Origin of the sequence: Paenibacillus pedocola (genome assembly GCF_031599675.1) — a bacterium.
GTDB lineage: Bacteria > Bacillota > Bacilli > Paenibacillales > Paenibacillaceae > Paenibacillus_AQ > Paenibacillus_AQ pedocola.
Map to the genome: position 1 here is coordinate 3,226,785 of NZ_CP134223.1, position 17,209 is coordinate 3,243,993.

A 17,209-nucleotide genomic window follows, 5' to 3' on the forward strand; every position below is an offset into this window, starting at 1 on the left:
TGTGCATAGAGAAGGGGAACACAGATGAAGTTTATAGGACTGGATATTGGTACGACATCAATCACCGGACTGATCTATGATCTGGAGCAGAAGACTGTAGTCTGCTCCGTCACCGAGGACACCGGTAACGGCACACCGGAGCATAGAGAAGAGTGGGAACGGCTTCAGGATCCCGAATCTATCATTCAGAGAACCTGTCAGATTCTTGAACAACTCTATCCTATGGCGGAGGAAATAAGCGGAATTGGCCTAACCGGACAGATGCACGGAATTGTCTATACCGATAACAGGGGGCAACATGTCAGTCCATTATACACATGGCAGGACGGCAGAGCAGGTCTGCCATGTGCTGACGGCTCTTCTTATGCACACAAGCTGAGTGAGATTACAGGCTATACCGTTGCTCCGGGTTACGGGCTTGCTACACATTACTATAATATCCAGAATGGGCTCGTTCCGGCTGCAGCGGTCAGCTTCTGTACGATTGCTGATTATGCCGCACTTCGGCTGACAGGAAGCAGCTCGCCGTTAATCGATCCAACCCAAGCTGCAGGTATCGGGTGCTACAGTTTTGAAACGGGAGGGTTTGACTATGCAGCAATTGAGCGGGCTGGTATACATACGGGGTTGTTGCCTCAGGTGGTGCCTTCCGGTACGGTGGTAGGTACCACGCAAGCCGGGATCCCGGTGTACTGTTCGCTTGGGGATAATCAGGCCAGCTTTATCGGCAGTGTTCCGGTTCCTGATGAATCGGTATTGCTTAATATAGGAACAGGAAGTCAGCTTTCCGTTCTGCTGCCTGATGCTGAGTACCAGTTAGCGGGGATGGAGATACGGCCTTTTCCAGGCGGAGGCAGGCTTGTAGTCGGTGCGGCGCTCAGCGGAGGGAAATCCTATGTACTGCTGGAACATTTTTTCCGGGAGCTAATTACGGCCTACACGGGTGAGGCACCGGGAAAACTGTACAGCTTCATGGAGCAGCTTCTAAGCGATGGAGAAACCGCCGGAACAGAACTGACGGTGAATACGCAGTTTCTCGGCACACGTACGGACCCCGAAGTGCGCGGCAGCATCGGGCAGATTTCGCTGGATAATTTCACTCCTGCCCGTCTGGCTCATGGATTCCTGCAGGGAATGATTGATGAGCTGTACGCATTCTATACGACACTGACTAGTTTAACGGGTAACGTCTACAAGTATGCGATAGGGTCCGGCAATGCACTGCGTGCCAATGCAGTGTTATGCGCAAAAGCCCAGTCCACTTTTAAACTGCCGCTGGCTCTTAGTCATTCACCGGAAGAAGCTGCGGTTGGAGCGGCACTCTATGCTGCTGTAGGGGCTGGCGGGATAGAAAGCTTCACCGAAGCGGGTCAATATATCGGACTGGAGCTTCCGGCAGACCCCGAACCCATCGTACCCGAAGCAGACAGACAGCGGCTGATGAAGCTTTATGGATTAACGCTTTATAAAGATGATGATGTACTCTCTAGCAGTGAGCAGCTTAGTACGTTGGGTGTTAAATATAATCCTAATGGTCTTCAGGAGAGTACAATCCATTCTTCGCCATACCGGATTAAGGTAACCGCAGGAGCTTCGATTGGCCCGCTGCGGCTTGGGATGTCCCGGAGCGAGATTGAAACAGCCGGCGCCGATCTTCCTGTATTCTATAAAGTTGGCTACGACACTGCGGGACTGGCGAATTTTATTGAAATTGCCAATCCTGAGGAGGAAGCGTTCTGCACGTTTGGAGAGACCGATCTGTTCCGTACCCCGGCATCAGAGCTGATTGAAATTCTGGATCAGATTTCCCCGTATCAGCGTGATCATGCCGAGACAGGCTGTACCTATATTTTTCCCCATATCGGATTTACGCTCTGGCGCTCCATGGCTCTTACTGAAGCTGATTTACTGACGGACGAGTATCGGTCACTTCCGCCTGATATATACGAGGATGAGAAGCGGCGGCTATATTTTGAATCCGTGTCAGTATTTCCGGTAGAGGTTAAATCATGACTGTTAATTAAACTAGTGCTCCCCGCTGCCGCCAGAGAGGGCTTAACCAGCAGCCGGCGAAGATCAGTAAATTTACAGCAATAGTGATCAAAAATACGGTACGCGGACCGGACAGCTCGGAGATCCAGCCGGAACCCATAATCGCAAACGGCATCCCCAGCTTGAAAATCGAACCGGTAATCCCGCTTACCCGGCCAATGAGATGATAGGGGGTAGTCTCCTGGCGGAACGTCCAGATGCTGACGGTGCTTACCGTCTCGAAACATCCGTACAGGAATAAACCGAGAGCGAGCAAATAAGCAGAGTGGGAGACGAAGAAGATAATACTCGTAAGCCCGGTGAATAAGCTGGACAAGGTCATTAACCGGCCAACCGGAAAATAACGCCGCAGTCTGCCTATCAGCAGGCTTCCAGCTAGCCCGCCGACTCCAGCTGCCGAGAACACAATCCCAAGCTCCAGATTGCTCAGCTTCAGCTCATCCTTGGCGAAGAAGATAATGGTAGTGTCTACCATACCGGATGAGCAGTTGAGGAACACAACAGCGATGCTCATCGCGACCAGCAAACGGTTCGTGCGCAGCTCGGTCCAGCCTGCCTGAAGCTCCTTCCAGAAGCCTTCCCTGCTATGGGCTGCGATTCGTGGAGTTTCCTCCGTTCTAATAAAGCTTAAGGTGACGAACGCCAAGCTGAAGGCGACTGCCGTGAGCAGCAATGCTTCATGCAGCTTTGGCAGCATTAGCAGGAGTCCGGTCAGCACGGGGCCGGTTATTCCGACAAAGGTAGTGACGAAATTATAAGATGCATTAGCCGGAGTAAGCATGGATGTAGGCAGAGAGTGCTTCACCATGGCAACCCTGGCATTGGAGTATGCATATCCAAAGGTCATCAGCAGAAACCCGGCTACATAGAACAGGAGCATTGAGTGGGTGCCCCGCTCAATCGCCAGATAAAGACCGGCAAGTAAAACAATCTGCAGCAGAATGGCGGTTAAGGACCACCTCTTCTTATGCGCTCTGTCAACAAGTACACCTATGAACACTGCGAGCAGCAGGTTTGGCAGAAACTCAATGCCTCTCATTGTGGACATCACGACTGAGGATTTCGTGAGATCATAAAGAATGAGGGGAAGCGCAAGCTCATAAATTTTATTCCCCAGGGCCATTACGGCACCTGCGCCGAGCAGAATCATAAAGGCCGGACTGAGCCAGATCGGCGGGGCAGCTGTGTCAGTCTGTAAATTGGGTTTAGACATATCTGTTTGTACACTCCTCTTTACCTGTTGGTGTCATCAAATTATACTTTTGGAAAAGTGGAAGTAAAATAGAAAAATGGAATTTGAAATTTCGCCTTTTAGGGGAGGGCAAACGGATGGACATGGCGGATTATTATCTGAGGTTAAAAATGCGTTATACAGCAGAAGCAGACGGCACCTGGTTTCCCGTTACAATGGATGAACTGGCAGCTGTCTTTGACTGCACTCGGCGCAATACCCAATTCCTGATCCAAAAGCTGAAAGAGCAGCATTATATCGGCTGGCAACCGGGACTGGGAAGGGGGAATACATCAAAGCTTGTTTTGCTGCGGAATAAGGAAGAGCTGATGCTGGAGAGGGCACAATATTTAGCCTCACATGGCCAGATTAATGAAGCCTTTAAGTCCCTCCGGGAAAGTGACGGGGAGTCGCTGCATGCCGAGTTCCGCACTTGGCTTGTGGAACAGTTCGGTGTGCAAAAGCAGAAGAGTGAGGCGGATGTGCTGCGGTATCCCTTTTACCGTCCTGTCCTTGATCTTGACCCGATGAAGGTGGTGCGGCGGACAGAAGCGCATATGATTCGCCAGCTGTGTGATACCCTGACCCAATATGATGCAGCCAGCGGCCAGCTGAAGGCAGGGCTTGCCCATCACTGGGAACATGACGGAACATGTAGAAGATGGACCTTTTACCTGCGCAAAGGCGTGCTGTTTCATCACGGAAAACATCTGACTGCAGATGATGTGAAGTATACTTTTGCTCGGATCCGGCAGTGGAACCGAAAAGATTGGCTGGTGAAAAGTGTGCAGACAATCGAAGTTTCAGGCACCTATAGTCTTTGCTTTGAGCTGCAGGAGCGAAATGCGCTGTTTGCACATTTTATTGCCACGGAACGGTTTGCCATTGTTCCGGATGATCTGGAGCAGCTGGCGGCAAGACGTGATTTTACGAGGCTGCCGGTAGGGACGGGGCCTTTCAGCATTATCAGCAACACAGAAACTATGCTTGTCTTGGAAGCTAATGAGCATTATTTTGCCGGACGGCCTTTTCTGGACCGGATTGAGATGTGGGTATGGCCCGGTTATGAGGAGGAGCTGCGGCAGGAGCAACCGCTTGCTAATGCGCATCTCCTGTATTTCGAGGCACTTAATAAGGTGGAGTCAGTGCAGACGCTGAATCAGCTCGAGCTGGGGAGCACGGTGCTTACATTCAACCTTTCCAAACCTGGAGTATTGCAGGATTTACAGCTGCGTCAGGCCATTCACCTGGCACTCAGCCGCAAACAAATGATACTGGAGCTGAAAGGCAGGAGGACTCAGCCCGCGTCGGGGTTTGATCCTGCCTTTTATGATGCTGGCTACGCCGGTGACTGTTCAGCCGCAGCGGCACTGGAACTGTTGAAGCACTCCGCATATGCAGGAGAAATTCTTCAGCTGTACACCTATGAATATTTCAGCAATGAAGAGGACGTACGCTGGATTCAGACAGTATGCAGGAACATAGGTGTGCATATTGAGCTTAACGTACTGCCGATCCGGGAGCTGTCACAAGCGGACTTGATCATTCAGGCGGATATGATTTATGCGGGTGAAGTGCTGGGTGATGAACCCTCCATCACGCTGATAGAAATGTATAGGTCGAATAACGGATATATTCAGAACCATCTCGACCCTTCAATAAGACATAAGGTGGAATCTATGCTGTCTGATGCGATTAGTGAACAAGATGAGGAACAGCGGAGGGTTGTGCTAAGAGCGGTTGAGCATGAACTGAAACAGCAGGTGAACGTGCTTTTTTTGTATCACAGTATGCAGGAAGTCGGCCATGATCCGTCACTGCATGGCATCTCGCTGAATGCCTGGGGCAAAATTAATTATAAGGATGTCTGGGTGAAGTGAAAATTACCTGAACTAACAAGATGAAATATCACTATCAATATTTACCAGTGGCGATTACACTTATATATGGTACAAAAATGCATTTTTGGCTGTATATGAAGATAATCGGAAGGTGGATTATGCGAAAACGACTATGGAGGCTTTTTACGTTCACTTGTATCAAAACGCCTATCGCTGCGCTGCTGATTCTTACAGGACTGATCGCTGGAATGCTCACTCTAATGAACAGTATCCGGATTCAGAATTATGCTAAGGTTCAAGGGGAGATGGAACCAGCCGGCAGAGGCACTGTAATTACAGTGCAGGGGAAGTACGATTTTTCCGGAATACATAAGCAAGACAAGATTACGTGGTACGTAGACGAAAACGAAGTACGACTTGAAGGTACTGTTATAAACATCGATACTCTGTCAGCAGAATCAAGTAAGCTTGTAATACATGCGGGAAATACCAACACGTCAGCCGCCAAAAAAGATCCGGATACCGCCGCCTCTGCGCGTTCTGAATCGCCCGTATACGTCGAGCTCCCCCTCGGGAAGCAAACGGTCTTTGCCATGCTGTTCAATAAGGGGGCGGGGCAGTGAGCCATTCAATGCGTAGCCAGCTCGCGGCCTTGTGGCCGATTATCCGCAAATATAAATGGAGCTTCATCAATCTGTTTTTCTGTATCCTGGTCACTTCCGTTATCGGAATGGTGTATCCGTATATTTTTGGGCTGCTGGTAGACGAAGTATTCTATCACCGCAATCTCCAGTTTTTATTTTTTATCGTGATAGGGTACGGGATAATTTTTCTGTCCGAGCAGAGTCTGCATACGGTTCTGAACAGTGTCTGGTCTTACCTAGTGACCCGGTTCTCGTTCGATATCCGCAAAAAGCTGTTTGACAAGCTGATGCTCCTACAGCCTGCTTTTTTTACGCAGAGTAAATCCGGTGAGCTGATGGCGGTGATCAATCGTGATGCCGATGAAGTAATGAATCTGATCCATTGGAATATTTTTTACCTGACAGCCAACAGTATACGCCTGTTGACGGCAATCGCTTTTGTGATGGCCGCCAATGTGTATTTAGGCCTCCTGATGTTGGTGGTTGTGCCGGTCGTTGTGTTTACGATTATGTCATTCAGCCGGGCCATGAAGTCCCGCTTGAAGAATCAGCGCGAGCAGTACGGACAATTCATGAGCTGGACCCTCGAAATGCTGGCCGGCCTGCGTGACGTGCGTCTGCTCGCCGCAGAGAAGTATAGTACGCGAGTTTTTGTCCGGCAGCTCGTTAAGTATATGCGTCTGAAAAACCAGTCAAGCATGATCGATTTTGTCTCGGAGCGCACGATTAGCCTCATTAGTCTGGGCTCAGATCTGACTTTGTACATCACCGCGAGCATTATGATTGTGCAGGGGCACTTAACGATCGGCGCTTTTATCGCAATTATTGAGTATTTCTCTAAAGGAAGCGGCCTGCTGAAAAGTATGAGCGGTGCCAACAGCCGGATCCAGCAGAATAAAGTGTCTATCGAGCGTGTATTCCAGCTGCTCCAGGAAGAGGAGGAGGAGCTGAACAGCAAGGGACCGCAGGTTCAAGTGACAGATGGCGAAATTGAATTTAAAGGGGTCTCCTTCCGTTACCGGGACGAAACGCCTGTCCTTAATCAGGTTAATTTGGTGATCGAAGGCGGGCAGACCGTGGCAATTGTAGGCAAGAGCGGAGGAGGCAAAAGCACACTGATCTCCCTGCTGCTGGGGTTATACCGGGTAGATGATGGCGATATCCTCATTGACGGAACTTCAATTACGGGTTCCGATCTGAAGTCTCTGCGTAAAGCGGTTAGCGTATCTTTTCAAGAGCCTTTTTTGTTTGAAGGTACAGTGCGGGAGAATCTGTTATGGGGCAGCACGGCGCATTCCGACGATGCTTTGTGGGCTGCATGCGATAAAGCCTTTATTACCGATTATGTGCGTGAGCTTCCGCAGGGACTCCATACCATCATCGGCGGGAGCAGCGGAATATCCATGTCAGGAGGACAAAAGCAGCGGATTGCCCTAGCACGGATGTTCCTGAAACAGCCGCGGATTCTGGTCTTCGATGAGGCAACCTCCGCGCTGGATGGAGAGGCCGAGAACGTAATCAAAGACAGTTGGCACAATCTTGATGGCCGCGTGACAACGATTATTATCGCGCACCGGCTGTCGACGATTATCCGTGCCGACAAAGTGGCAGTGCTGGATCAAGGGCGGATCGTCGCGTTCGCTCATCACCGCAAGCTTTTGGCTGAGAGCCCTGTCTACCGCCAGCTTTTTGTAGAGCAATATACAGAAAGTGAGGTGATTGCTGCCGATGAACAAGTCATTTCATAACATTAGAGTCCGCGTGGAGTGGATACGTACCTTTAAAGAGCAGTGGTTTCACCAGCGGAGGCAGTGGCTAGTTCTGATTGCCTTCAAGCTGATGCTCCTGGCTCTTGGGATGGCAGCGCCGCTGCTGTTCAAACTGCTGGTGGACCAGGTCATGGTTGGACGGAAGCTCCAGATGCTGTGGTTTGTTTGCTTAGGATATGTGGGGATCTATATCGCTGAAACAGCTATCATGGGTGGCCAGACCGCGATTGGCAACAAGCTGTCGAACCGGCTGACCTTTGCCGTACGCCTTGCGGTGTGGCGCAGTTATATGCGCTTGCCGTTCAACAAATTAGAGCGGATGAATACCGGCGATATGAAGGCCCGGATAGATCAGGATGTGGAGTCTGTTAACCGGTTATTTAAAGTACAGGCGCTGGACTATGGTTATAGTTGTGCCATGGTTGTTATCGGTGCGGTATTGATGGCCTGGTTCAGCTGGAAGCTGGCTTTATTTGGTCTGCTGATGGTACCCGTCTCCTTCTGGATTACTAGGAAGCTGGGAAAAGGTGCACGAAAAGCGGCTGAAAGAAACCGTAATATCTATGGCCAGTACGAAGGTTGGCTGCAGACTGCGATTCAAGGCTGGCGTGAGATCAAAGCGAATCATATGCAGAAACGGGTATCTCTCAAGTTTACCGAGTACTGGCATGACATCAGTCAATCCTTTTTCCGGCAGCATATGTATTGGTTCGGTAACCGGGCACTGCAGGCATTCAAGGATTTCTTTATCACCCGGATGAATCTCTATTTCATCGGCGGCCTGCTGATTCTGCATGGAGAGATGACGATCGGCAGTCTGCTCGTGTTCATGAAATATTATGAGCAAATGTTCACTCAGCTGGGGATCATTAATGATTTGGATATGCAGTTTACTGGTGAGCTGCCCGGACTTGAGAAGGTGAAGGTTATGATTACAGAAACACCTGCCAAGCGCGCCAAGCGCGGCCAAATACTTGACCGGAGTGCAGAAGAGCAGCGGGATCAACCGGCCTTACTTGTTGCAAACGTTGCTTTCAGCTATAACGGGCTGAATCAGCAAGTGCTGCAGGACGTGTCTTTTGAGATTCAAGCTGGTACAAGAATAGCAATTGTCGGCAGAAGCGGCTCCGGCAAAAGCACACTGGCTAAGCTGCTGTTAGGCATGTATCAGCCGGACAACGGAGAAATCCGGTTATCGGGCAGAAATATATCTGAAGTGAATGAAACGGAACTGCACCGGTATATCGGAGTGGTCATGCAGGACCCGGCTATTTTCAACATGTCGATCCTCGACAATATAAAGCTGGCCCGGCCAAAGGCAACGGATCAGGAAATACAAGAAGCCTGCTGCATGGCAAATATGGGGGAATTCATCGAAAAGCTTCCTCTGCAATACGAAACGGTCATTGGCGAAAAAGGTGTACAGCTGTCCGGCGGACAGAAGCAGCGGCTTGCGCTGGCCCGGGTACTGTGGTCCGATGCCAAAGTAATCGTAATGGACGAAGCCACTTCGATGCTCGATCATGAATCGGAGACGGAAATTAACCGTACACTGGACAGTTTTGCGGGCGAGCGGACCTTTATCGTCATTGCCCACCGTCTTTCCTCGGTCATGCGGTCAGACCACATTATCCTATTGAATGAAGGCAGCGTGGAGGACCGCGGCACGCACAGTGAGCTTTGGCAGCGGAGCACACTTTACCGGACCTTGTTCCAGCAGCATCTGCAGGAATCTGTATAAAATTTAAGGCCATCCTTTGGGGATGGCCTTTTTTTCTTAGTATAACCCCCAACCAGCCTGAGCTGCCAGGTTACACCTCTGTACTCACCTGCCGTTCATTCCACTTTAATAGGATATAGCTTTTGATTTGCTCAGCTACTTGGGAAGGCGGAGTAGAGGTGGTGTCGATTATAGGCATTGGCGGATTATAGTCGGTGTCTGCATGGTCGAGAAGCCACTGTGCAAATTCCTCATGCTGCTTCAGCATATCCTCTGTCCATATGGCCTTATCCTCGCGGCTGCGAAGCCGGGAACTGCGGGTTAGATCATCGCAATGGAGATTAATGAAGCAGACTTCACTAAAGTTAGCGTATGTATCACATTTTTCGGCATCCCAGGTCATAAACGTCCCGCAAATAATGGTACCTCTCCCTGACTTCGCAACGGCGTTGGCAAAATGCAGCAGCAGGTTGTACCTGTCCTGATATTCCAGCTTATCAGCAGTTGAACCGAAATTATCAAGATCAGTGCTGAACACCACAAATTCGGGCAGGATTGTTCTTAATTCATGCATCACGGTTGTCTTACCTACGCCACTGGCACCTGTGATAATAAATAACGGTAATTTCTGTGTCATCATTCAGTACTCCTTATAAATTCTGTGATATAGCGGTGGTCTTCTTCAGAACTTGTCCAAAAGATAACGGGGGCCTGTATAATATTCATTTGATGCAAGGCAATATTACGGTGGCGTCCATCATTGATCTCAAATCTGCCGAAGGCATAATTCACAATCAAAGGAGGGAAATCCCAGTCCGGTATAATGCTTTTCATTCTCTCAACCACCTGAAAAAACCTGTGAATTTCATCTGCTTCCTTCAAATATGAGGGAGCCCCTTCTTCAATGCCGAACACCGTAATATCGGTCAGGATTGGACCTGCATAGTATCTTTTTTCCAGTAATAAGCCATCCGCGAATTCAAGATTCTCTCCGTCATTTCTCAGAAATAACTGGACCCATTCCTCAATAGCGCCTCGTCCTGCGTATTCAAGGGCACAGGTTGTACTGCCATACTTCATAATGGATCACCCTTCTTACATAATACCCTTCTATTACAATCATAGGTGAGAGGGAGGGCAGATGCTATGTCCTGTTTGGGTTAAGCCGTTCTCGACATGTATTCACTGATATCCTGCATACTCCTCCAGAAACCTGTCATGATCCGGTAGGTCGGTAATCCAAATGATGATGGGATGCTCATTCACCTGTGATCGCTTCAACGCCTCCAATAACGGATTATTGCAATTTAGCTCCAGCCTGCCTTTTTCAAAGTTGACGATTAGCGGCGGCGTTTCTGCTTGGCTATCAATCTGATTCATCCAATACTTAACCTTATCTTCAAAAACATCCTGCTGAATCTGCCACTTCATATGATCTTCCGGACCACTGGAGCGTTTAAATAATGACAAGGGCATTATAAGCGGGCCTAAATAATAGCGGTACATGAGCCGCAGGCCGTCCGAGAAAACCTTGTTGCAGCGGTCAAACAGCAGGTAGGTATGAAGCCACTCTTCCAGCATACCTGCTTCCAAATACTTCATGGCAGATTTTGAGGTCGGATGATAATCCAGTTTGCTGGTATCTTTCCTGGAATACACAATCCGTTTAATCGTCTCCTCAGACAGATGGAACTCCGTTGCCAGCTCGCGGATACCGATGCCATGAACAAATTTGTTAAGGATAAACTGGTTACGTCTGACCAAAAAATGGCGGTAGCCAGAAACCTCGCCCCAGGCTTTCTTTTCGTTGTCGAGGGGGATATAGAGCAGCTTGCCTGCCGCATACTTCTTGATTTCTTTTAACAGCTGCTCCGGTAAAACATTCCCGGCATTTTCATAATTCATATGGATCACCACGATTGTAAAAGTATGCTTAATTATATCGGAAATAGTGTGTTCCGGGATAGCTTGTGTTTTTTCTATTTTGGGTCGAGGCGTGACAATAGAGAATGTTTGGACTTCCGGCTGCTGTAAAGTGTTAGACACCACTTCATAAAGGAGGGGCAAGAACCATGCAAGAATATCAGGAAATATTCGCGGGTAATGGATATAACAGGTCGTACGCAATTGCTACGGGTCTGCCGATTTTGAATATTAGGGGTAGCATATCGCGTGAAAGTAACGGCCAACTACCGTTTCCGTGGGTGTCAACGGGCATCAAGATTGATAAAGAACAGATGTTGGAAACCGTTATGAAGCAAAAGACACTCGAGTATTTGTTTAATATGCAATTCAGTAAGGAGGAGATGACCGACCGCAATTTTGTTGTAGGCTGTTATGAATACAGGAATCCGAATGACAAGGAACAAATATTGCTATATGCGCTGGTTTCGTTGAAGGAATTTCTCGCGAGATACGGCGATGAACGGGCATCGGAGATTCTGATGCGAGTTGGCTGCACCTACGAGAAGATTGTGGAGGAATGCGATGAAGCCATTAAAGAACACTATGCAGTGTTGCGCCAGGCACTTCATTTAAAGAATCTGAGGGACAAATATGATGTCGTTTACGCGTGGAGTGAAGAGGAAGGGGTAAAGACGTACTTAATCAGATACACCAAATCGAGTTATACGAAGATTAAAGCTAAATCATTCGAAGAGTTGACCAAACTCTATGATGAGCAACGGAAGAAGGATGCAAAGAAGACGTTCGCGATTCTGGAACCGTTAGAAGCATTCATGAAAGCATAAAGTAGAACGATTTAAGGTGATTGGAAGCCTAGCGATAGAGGGAGAATTCACAAAATTTATTAAAACAGCCTGGCTTATTGCATGGAATATTTTGCACCATTTGTTACGCTAACGGGAAACATTAGTTCAAGGAAAACAGCGACAATTTAGGGCGCTATTTTCTGCTGACAATAAATAGACGCCCGATCAGGCGCCCTTGTGACTACTTTATAGCTATGTAGATCTCGATTTCTAAGTTTACCGGATCGTAGTTTCTGGTATCATAAAGCTCGAAATCTCCCGTGTAAGTTCTGACCTCCGCTGCTTCCTTGAAATAATCCCATATCTCTTGCCAGGCTTCCGCAACGACTTCATACACCGGGCCTTTTCTTGTTTTGAATACAAGGTACTTGCTCTCGGGTATTAGCATAACTTCAAGATTGTTGTCTTCCCGCGTCCGCTCATCGTTAATTTCATGTCCGATAAGGGTAGTATAAGCCCCGGTCGCATCACTTTCATAGTTGGTATACAGCGAGTAGATATAATGCGGATCTCTGATCCCGGGCAGGGAGGGGAGAGTGCTCTGAAAGTAGGTTTCCCATAGCTTTGGCAAGCGCCCATTTGTTCCTGCTTCTTCTGCGTTTGTGGTACGTACCGCTACTCCTGTAAGCAGCAGCTTTTGCTTGTGTGTGGTATAAGTATTCATAGTCTACATCATCTCCTTGCAACAAATTATACAGGGAGTAACTTGACTGCCTAGTGTCAGGTTTAGAAGGGATGTTCTGTTAAATTGATTAAGTAGCCGGCAAAAAGCTATAATAGCTACTATATCTGTTCATTTACGTATCAGAAAGTAGGATCACTATGAAAGCCGTTATGCTGCTCTTTTGGGGAATTGTGCTGTTCATTTTCACTTGTGCCGCCAATTCAAGCTTTTGGAGTACAGGTGCACTGCCGTATTTCCACTGGACGTCCTCACCGGATTTTCATCACTTGCTCCAAATGGATCTTTACCACACTAAGGCTTATATCATCCGGAAAATCGGGCATTTTTCAGGGTTTTCCATTTTCGGAATTCTGCTCTACCGCATCAATAAAAGCTATGGGAAAAGCATTTTGTGGTCTGTGGCTTTTGCCGTCATGACTGAAATATTTCAACTGTATTTTGCGCGCGACGGAAGGCTGTACGATATGGTTATCGACTCCTCAGGTATCCTGACCGGAATGATCCTCCTGGCACTTATGAAGAGCTGGACTAGAACAAGCGGATTGATAAGCCGGCGCAGTTAAATCAGTTAATCATGCGCTTAGGCTGCCCCTGCGTATAAATAGGCACTCAAAAGATCAGCCATGGTTAATGCCTGCCGTTCAAGACGGTCATAGAGCTGAATACTGCCTTTGTAATCCTGCTGCAACATCGTGACTGCTTCTTCCTTTGTCAAGGCAAGATGCTCGTAAAACATTTTCCGGAATTCTTCTGTAGGAAAATAGGGGTTCAAACGGGCGGGGAATTCTATAATCTGATCGGCATTTGCGTACCAACGTTTCTCCGCCGCTGCAGCGGCTGCACTGTCTCCTGCTTTTGCCGCTTTCACAAGCTCGGAGGCGATAACCAAATGCTCATTAATCAGTTTGCTGAAAGCATCCGCTGCGCCAGCTCCATATAAGGGTCTAAGCGCGTTTCCCATATCCGTGGCATTCTGCAGAAGCCGGGCTACCACTGGATCGGTATCGGGCAAGCCGAAGACCAGACTGGTGATCGACATACGGGTCCAAGCGACATGCTGCTCCCATAAAGAGCGCATAGCTTGCTTGAACTCAAACTGACCGGGGGAGAAGCAGAGCAATTGCTGGCCTGTATTTACAGGAGAAATATTAGACCATCCATACTCCGTTCTATTCGTATAAGGGCCGAAGCTGCCATAAGGATACATTAATGATCCTCCCTTGAATTTTGATACCCTATACTATGGGTATTACGCCTATTTGGTTCGATACACTCACTGATTCTCTAGTACAACACATACAAAAGGGGAACTCCTGTCGAAGGAATTCCCCCTTTTGTTGTACCGTCCTAACTTCGGTTATCTTGGTGAGATCGTAAAGCGGAACGAATAAGGCCGGTTGGCAGGCAAAGTAAACTCGTCATGCGTCGGGGCACCCCAGCTGTCATCACCGCCGACACCCATCTGCTTATAGTTCACCCGCAGTACAGTTTTGTCTGAAGCAGGCAATTTATACACATGATCACTTGCTTCCAGTTCGTCCGGGGTCCATGGCAATGCGTTAACCTCAATCGGAACTATTCCCTCGATATGGAAGCCGGATCCGTTCACGCCTTCTGTAAGAGAAGCATATCTGACATCTGTTTTATTGCCGGATTCCTGAGGACGGAGATAAGGGGTGAACTGGTCAATGACCTTTCCGCTATATCGTCCAATTGCAGCGCCGGTATTTCTATCCCAATGGTTCTCGTGCGGACCGCGCCCATACCAGGAGATGGTATCAAGTCCGCCGTCCATCACAAACATCATGCCGAATTCAGGGATTTCCGGCAGGTCACTGCCTCCCGGGTTCAAGTCCTGCGTGATCTCTACTGATCCATCCGTCCGGATCTCATATTTTACCCGCAGAATGGAGTCAGGATTCGTGAACAGAAGGTAGGTGGCTGAGACAAAGCAGCGGCTGCCCTCCGTATGACAGTTGAAATCGATCAAACTCTGGGAGGAAGATGCTTCTTTCCAGACGGCGCAGCGTTTATCCAGGCCGTTACCCAGATCATTATCCGTGACGGCCCGCCAGAAATTCGCTCTTGCAGGCTGCATTAAACGTTCCTGGCCGGCAGTCTGATAGGAGTACAATTCTCCGGTCGTTGTATTGAAGGCTAGAGAGAAGCTATCGCCTGAAATGGTGACGGCGTTTTCTTGTTCGGCAATGTGAAGTGCACCGCCTGTGGATACCGCACGGCTGGATGGCAACCAAGGCACTAGTACAAACTGTTCCCAGGCCATCTCATGATTGGCTTCCGACCATGAAGTTTCTTCAGGCTGGGTAAAGGAAATAGTAAGTACAGCTTCCTTACCATTCACCAATTCATTCAGCTCATAAGGAATAATAAATTCAACCGTTTCGCCGGGTGCTGCAGCAATACGCATAGTACCTTCTTGAGTGGTTTCTCCATCCCGAGCGATTTTCCACTCCAGACTATATTCTTCAATATTGGTGAACAAGAAGGTATTGCGGATCTGGAAATGTCCTTTTTGCAGATCCAGGGAAGAGATTTTGATGCTCTGATAGCATTTCTTCACCTCGAGCAATTTCGGAGTTACTGTACGGTCAGCAAACAATAATCCGTTGCCGCTAAAGTTTCCGTCATGCGGGGTTTCGCCAAAGTCTCCGCCATACGCCAGGTACTCTGTACCTTCCGCTGTGGTAGTGCGGATCGCCTGATCCACCCAGTCCCAGATAAAGGCGCCTTGAATAATATCATATTTATCGAACAGCTCTGTATAGAGATGCAGTCCGCCGCAGGAGTTGCCCATCGCATGGCTGTATTCGCACAGAATATAAGGCTTTTGCGGGTTATTTTTGGCATATTGCTCCACGGCGTCCGGCTTGATGTACATGGTGGACTCGATATCGCTGGCTGCCTCCGATGGTCTGTAGTGGAAAATGCCTTCATAGTGAACAGGCCGGGTCGGATCTGCTTCTCTCAGGTAATCATGCATGGCAAGGAAATTATCGCCCCCGAAGGATTCGTTGCCCAGGGACCAGATGATCACGGACGGATGATTCTTGTCTCTTTGCATCATGGAATTGCAGCGGTCAATGACATTGGCACGCCATTCCGGTCTGCTTGCGGGAACGTTGTATTCATGCAGCTCCTGCTGGCCATACTGCCAGGAACCATGAGTCTCCAGATTCGTCTCGTCAATCACATAGAGGCCGTATTCATCGCACAGCTCATACCATACAGACTGGTTCGGGTAGTGGGAAGTCCGTACTGCATTGATGTTATGGGATTTCATAAGCTGAACATCGCGGATCATATCTTCTTTGGACAGGGCGCGGCCGGTGTCGCAGGAAAATTCATGGCGGTTGGTGCCTTTCAGCACAATCCGTTTGCCGTTGATTTTCATCAGACCGTCCTTGATTTCGAACGTGCGGAAACCAACCTTGCAGCTGACCGCTTCCTGCAGCTGATCCTGATCGTCCACAACGGTGATGAGCAGGGTATATAAATAAGGCTTCTCCGCACTCCACTTCTTAGGGCGTTCGATGTGTGCGGACAGCTTAAGCTGCTGAACCTCACCTTCAGGAAATGTAATATCCGCCGACAACGGTTGTTCCAAGATTGGCTGTTTCTGGTCATCATAGAGCTGAACACGGACCGAGTGAGGGTTTAGCTCATGGTTGAAATAATTTTCCAGCTGCAGGTTCACCTTCAGATCGGCATCCGCAAAATCTTCATCAAGCTCCGTCACTACAGAAAAGTCCGTAAGGTGTACTTGAGGTGCCGTGTATAAATAAACCTCGCGGAAAATCCCGCTAAGCCGCCAGAAATCCTGGTCCTCCAGCCAGCTGGCATCACACCAGCGGTAGACTTCAACAGCAAGCTTATTCTCGCCTTCATGCAGGTAAGCGGTAATATCATATTCTGAAGGGGTGAAGGTGTCTTCACCATAACCCACGAGTTCACCGTTCACCCATACATAAAATGCGGATTCGACCCCCTGGAAGCTAAGGAATACAGGCTGGCCTTCCCAGGCTTCAGATACAGTAAACGTCCGGGTGTACGAGCCGACGGGATTATACACGGTTGGAGCAAATGGCGGCTTCAGGTCAGGCTCGGAAACAGCCCAAGGATAACGCACATTGGTATATTGCGGATAATCATACCCCTGGAACTGCCAATGGGAGGGCACAGGGATTTCGGCCCAGCTGCTGGTATCGTAATCTGATTTATAGAAATCCTTGATGCGCTGCTCAGGGGTCTTCGCGAAGGCAAACTTCCAGCTGCCGTTAAGGGATTGATAATTAGGGGATGCTGTTTTATCTCCATGCAGTGCCTGCTCAACGGTCGTATAGGAGATCATGGATGAATGAGCCGGCAAGCGGTTCAATTCAAAAATTTCGGGATTGTTATTCCATTCAGGATAGCCGTTGGCGGGTGGTTGGTAGTTTAGCTTCTTGCGCACATTAACATCTCCTTGTATTGTTATA

14 protein-coding genes are annotated in these 17,209 nt (G+C 48.7%); 7 read left to right on the forward strand and 7 right to left on the reverse strand.

The genetic code is table 11. The annotated features are described in order from the left end of the window. Nucleotides 1–24 precede the first annotated feature (24 nt). Nucleotides 25–2,013 carry a sedoheptulokinase gene (locus QU597_RS14025; RefSeq protein ID WP_310833181.1) on the forward strand — a complete coding sequence of 663 codons (1,989 nt, stop codon included), beginning with the start codon at nucleotides 25–27 and terminating at the stop codon, nucleotides 2,011–2,013. 7 nt (nucleotides 2,014–2,020) lie between these two features. Here QU597_RS14025 and QU597_RS14030 read toward each other — a convergent pair whose 3' ends face one another. Next, nucleotides 2,021–3,265, reverse strand: coding sequence for an MFS transporter (locus QU597_RS14030; protein WP_310833182.1), 1,245 nt, complete (start codon nucleotides 3,263–3,265; stop codon nucleotides 2,021–2,023). Nucleotides 3,266–3,381: 116 nt separating this feature from the next. On the opposite strand from QU597_RS14030, the gene QU597_RS14035 reads away from it, so the two are divergent. The 4 genes from QU597_RS14035 (at nucleotide 3,382) to QU597_RS14050 (ending at nucleotide 9,278) form a co-directional block, all read left to right on the forward strand. Beyond that, nucleotides 3,382–5,163, forward strand: coding sequence for an SgrR family transcriptional regulator (locus QU597_RS14035; RefSeq protein WP_310833183.1), 1,782 nt, complete (start codon nucleotides 3,382–3,384; stop codon nucleotides 5,161–5,163). Nucleotides 5,164–5,282: 119 nt separating this feature from the next. After that, the gene (locus QU597_RS14040; RefSeq protein ID WP_310833184.1) at nucleotides 5,283–5,747 is read left to right on the forward strand and encodes a hypothetical protein; all 465 of its coding nucleotides are present in this window, start codon (nucleotides 5,283–5,285) and stop codon (nucleotides 5,745–5,747) included. Next, the gene (locus tag QU597_RS14045; protein WP_310833185.1) at nucleotides 5,744–7,516 is read left to right on the forward strand and encodes an ABC transporter ATP-binding protein; all 1,773 of its coding nucleotides are present in this window, start codon (nucleotides 5,744–5,746) and stop codon (nucleotides 7,514–7,516) included. The genes QU597_RS14040 and QU597_RS14045 overlap by 4 nt, the downstream gene beginning before the upstream one ends. Then, a complete protein-coding gene (locus QU597_RS14050; RefSeq protein WP_310833186.1) occupies nucleotides 7,497–9,278 on the forward strand; it encodes an ABC transporter ATP-binding protein in 1,782 nt (593 codons plus the stop codon). Before QU597_RS14045 ends, QU597_RS14050 begins: the two co-directional genes overlap by 20 nt. A 70-nt stretch (nucleotides 9,279–9,348) precedes the next feature. Here the strand turns inward: QU597_RS14050 and QU597_RS14055 are convergent, their stop codons facing one another. From QU597_RS14055 to QU597_RS14065, 3 genes are all read right to left on the reverse strand, one after another. Then, the gene (locus QU597_RS14055) at nucleotides 9,349–9,897 is read right to left on the reverse strand and encodes a P-loop nucleotide/nucleoside kinase family protein (RefSeq protein ID WP_310833187.1); all 549 of its coding nucleotides are present in this window, start codon (nucleotides 9,895–9,897) and stop codon (nucleotides 9,349–9,351) included. Then, a complete protein-coding gene (locus tag QU597_RS14060; protein WP_310828584.1) occupies nucleotides 9,894–10,337 on the reverse strand; it encodes a hypothetical protein in 444 nt (147 codons plus the stop codon). The genes QU597_RS14055 and QU597_RS14060 overlap by 4 nt, the downstream gene beginning before the upstream one ends. A 102-nt stretch (nucleotides 10,338–10,439) precedes the next feature. Further along, entirely contained in the window at nucleotides 10,440–11,162 is a 723-nt protein-coding gene (locus QU597_RS14065) for a CD3324 family protein (RefSeq protein WP_310828585.1), read from the reverse strand. 401 nt (nucleotides 11,163–11,563) lie between these two features. Between QU597_RS14065 and QU597_RS14070 the strand changes: the two genes are divergently transcribed. Next, nucleotides 11,564–12,007: a hypothetical protein gene (locus QU597_RS14070; RefSeq protein WP_310828587.1), complete on the forward strand. Its 444-nt coding sequence runs from the start codon at nucleotides 11,564–11,566 to the stop codon at nucleotides 12,005–12,007. A gap of 202 nt (nucleotides 12,008–12,209) precedes the next feature. On the opposite strand, the gene QU597_RS14075 is transcribed toward QU597_RS14070, so the two are convergent. Next, nucleotides 12,210–12,692, reverse strand: coding sequence for a GyrI-like domain-containing protein (locus tag QU597_RS14075; RefSeq protein WP_310828588.1), 483 nt, complete (start codon nucleotides 12,690–12,692; stop codon nucleotides 12,210–12,212). A 158-nt stretch (nucleotides 12,693–12,850) separates the two neighbouring features. Here QU597_RS14075 and QU597_RS14080 point away from each other — a divergent pair, with 158 nt between their 5' ends. Then, the gene (locus QU597_RS14080) at nucleotides 12,851–13,276 is read left to right on the forward strand and encodes a VanZ family protein (RefSeq protein WP_310828589.1); all 426 of its coding nucleotides are present in this window, start codon (nucleotides 12,851–12,853) and stop codon (nucleotides 13,274–13,276) included. Between the two features lie 17 nt (nucleotides 13,277–13,293). On the opposite strand, the gene QU597_RS14085 is transcribed toward QU597_RS14080, so the two are convergent. Both QU597_RS14085 and lacZ read right to left on the reverse strand, forming a co-directional pair. Beyond that, nucleotides 13,294–13,920, reverse strand: a complete 627-nt coding sequence (locus tag QU597_RS14085; RefSeq protein WP_370656190.1) for an acetylglutamate kinase — start codon at nucleotides 13,918–13,920, stop codon at nucleotides 13,294–13,296. Between the two features lie 150 nt (nucleotides 13,921–14,070). Further along, nucleotides 14,071–17,184 (reverse strand): beta-galactosidase, LacZ type, encoded by a 3,114-nt coding sequence (gene lacZ / locus QU597_RS14090; protein WP_310828590.1) that lies wholly within the window; start codon nucleotides 17,182–17,184, stop codon nucleotides 14,071–14,073. Nucleotides 17,185–17,209: the final 25 nt, after the last annotated feature.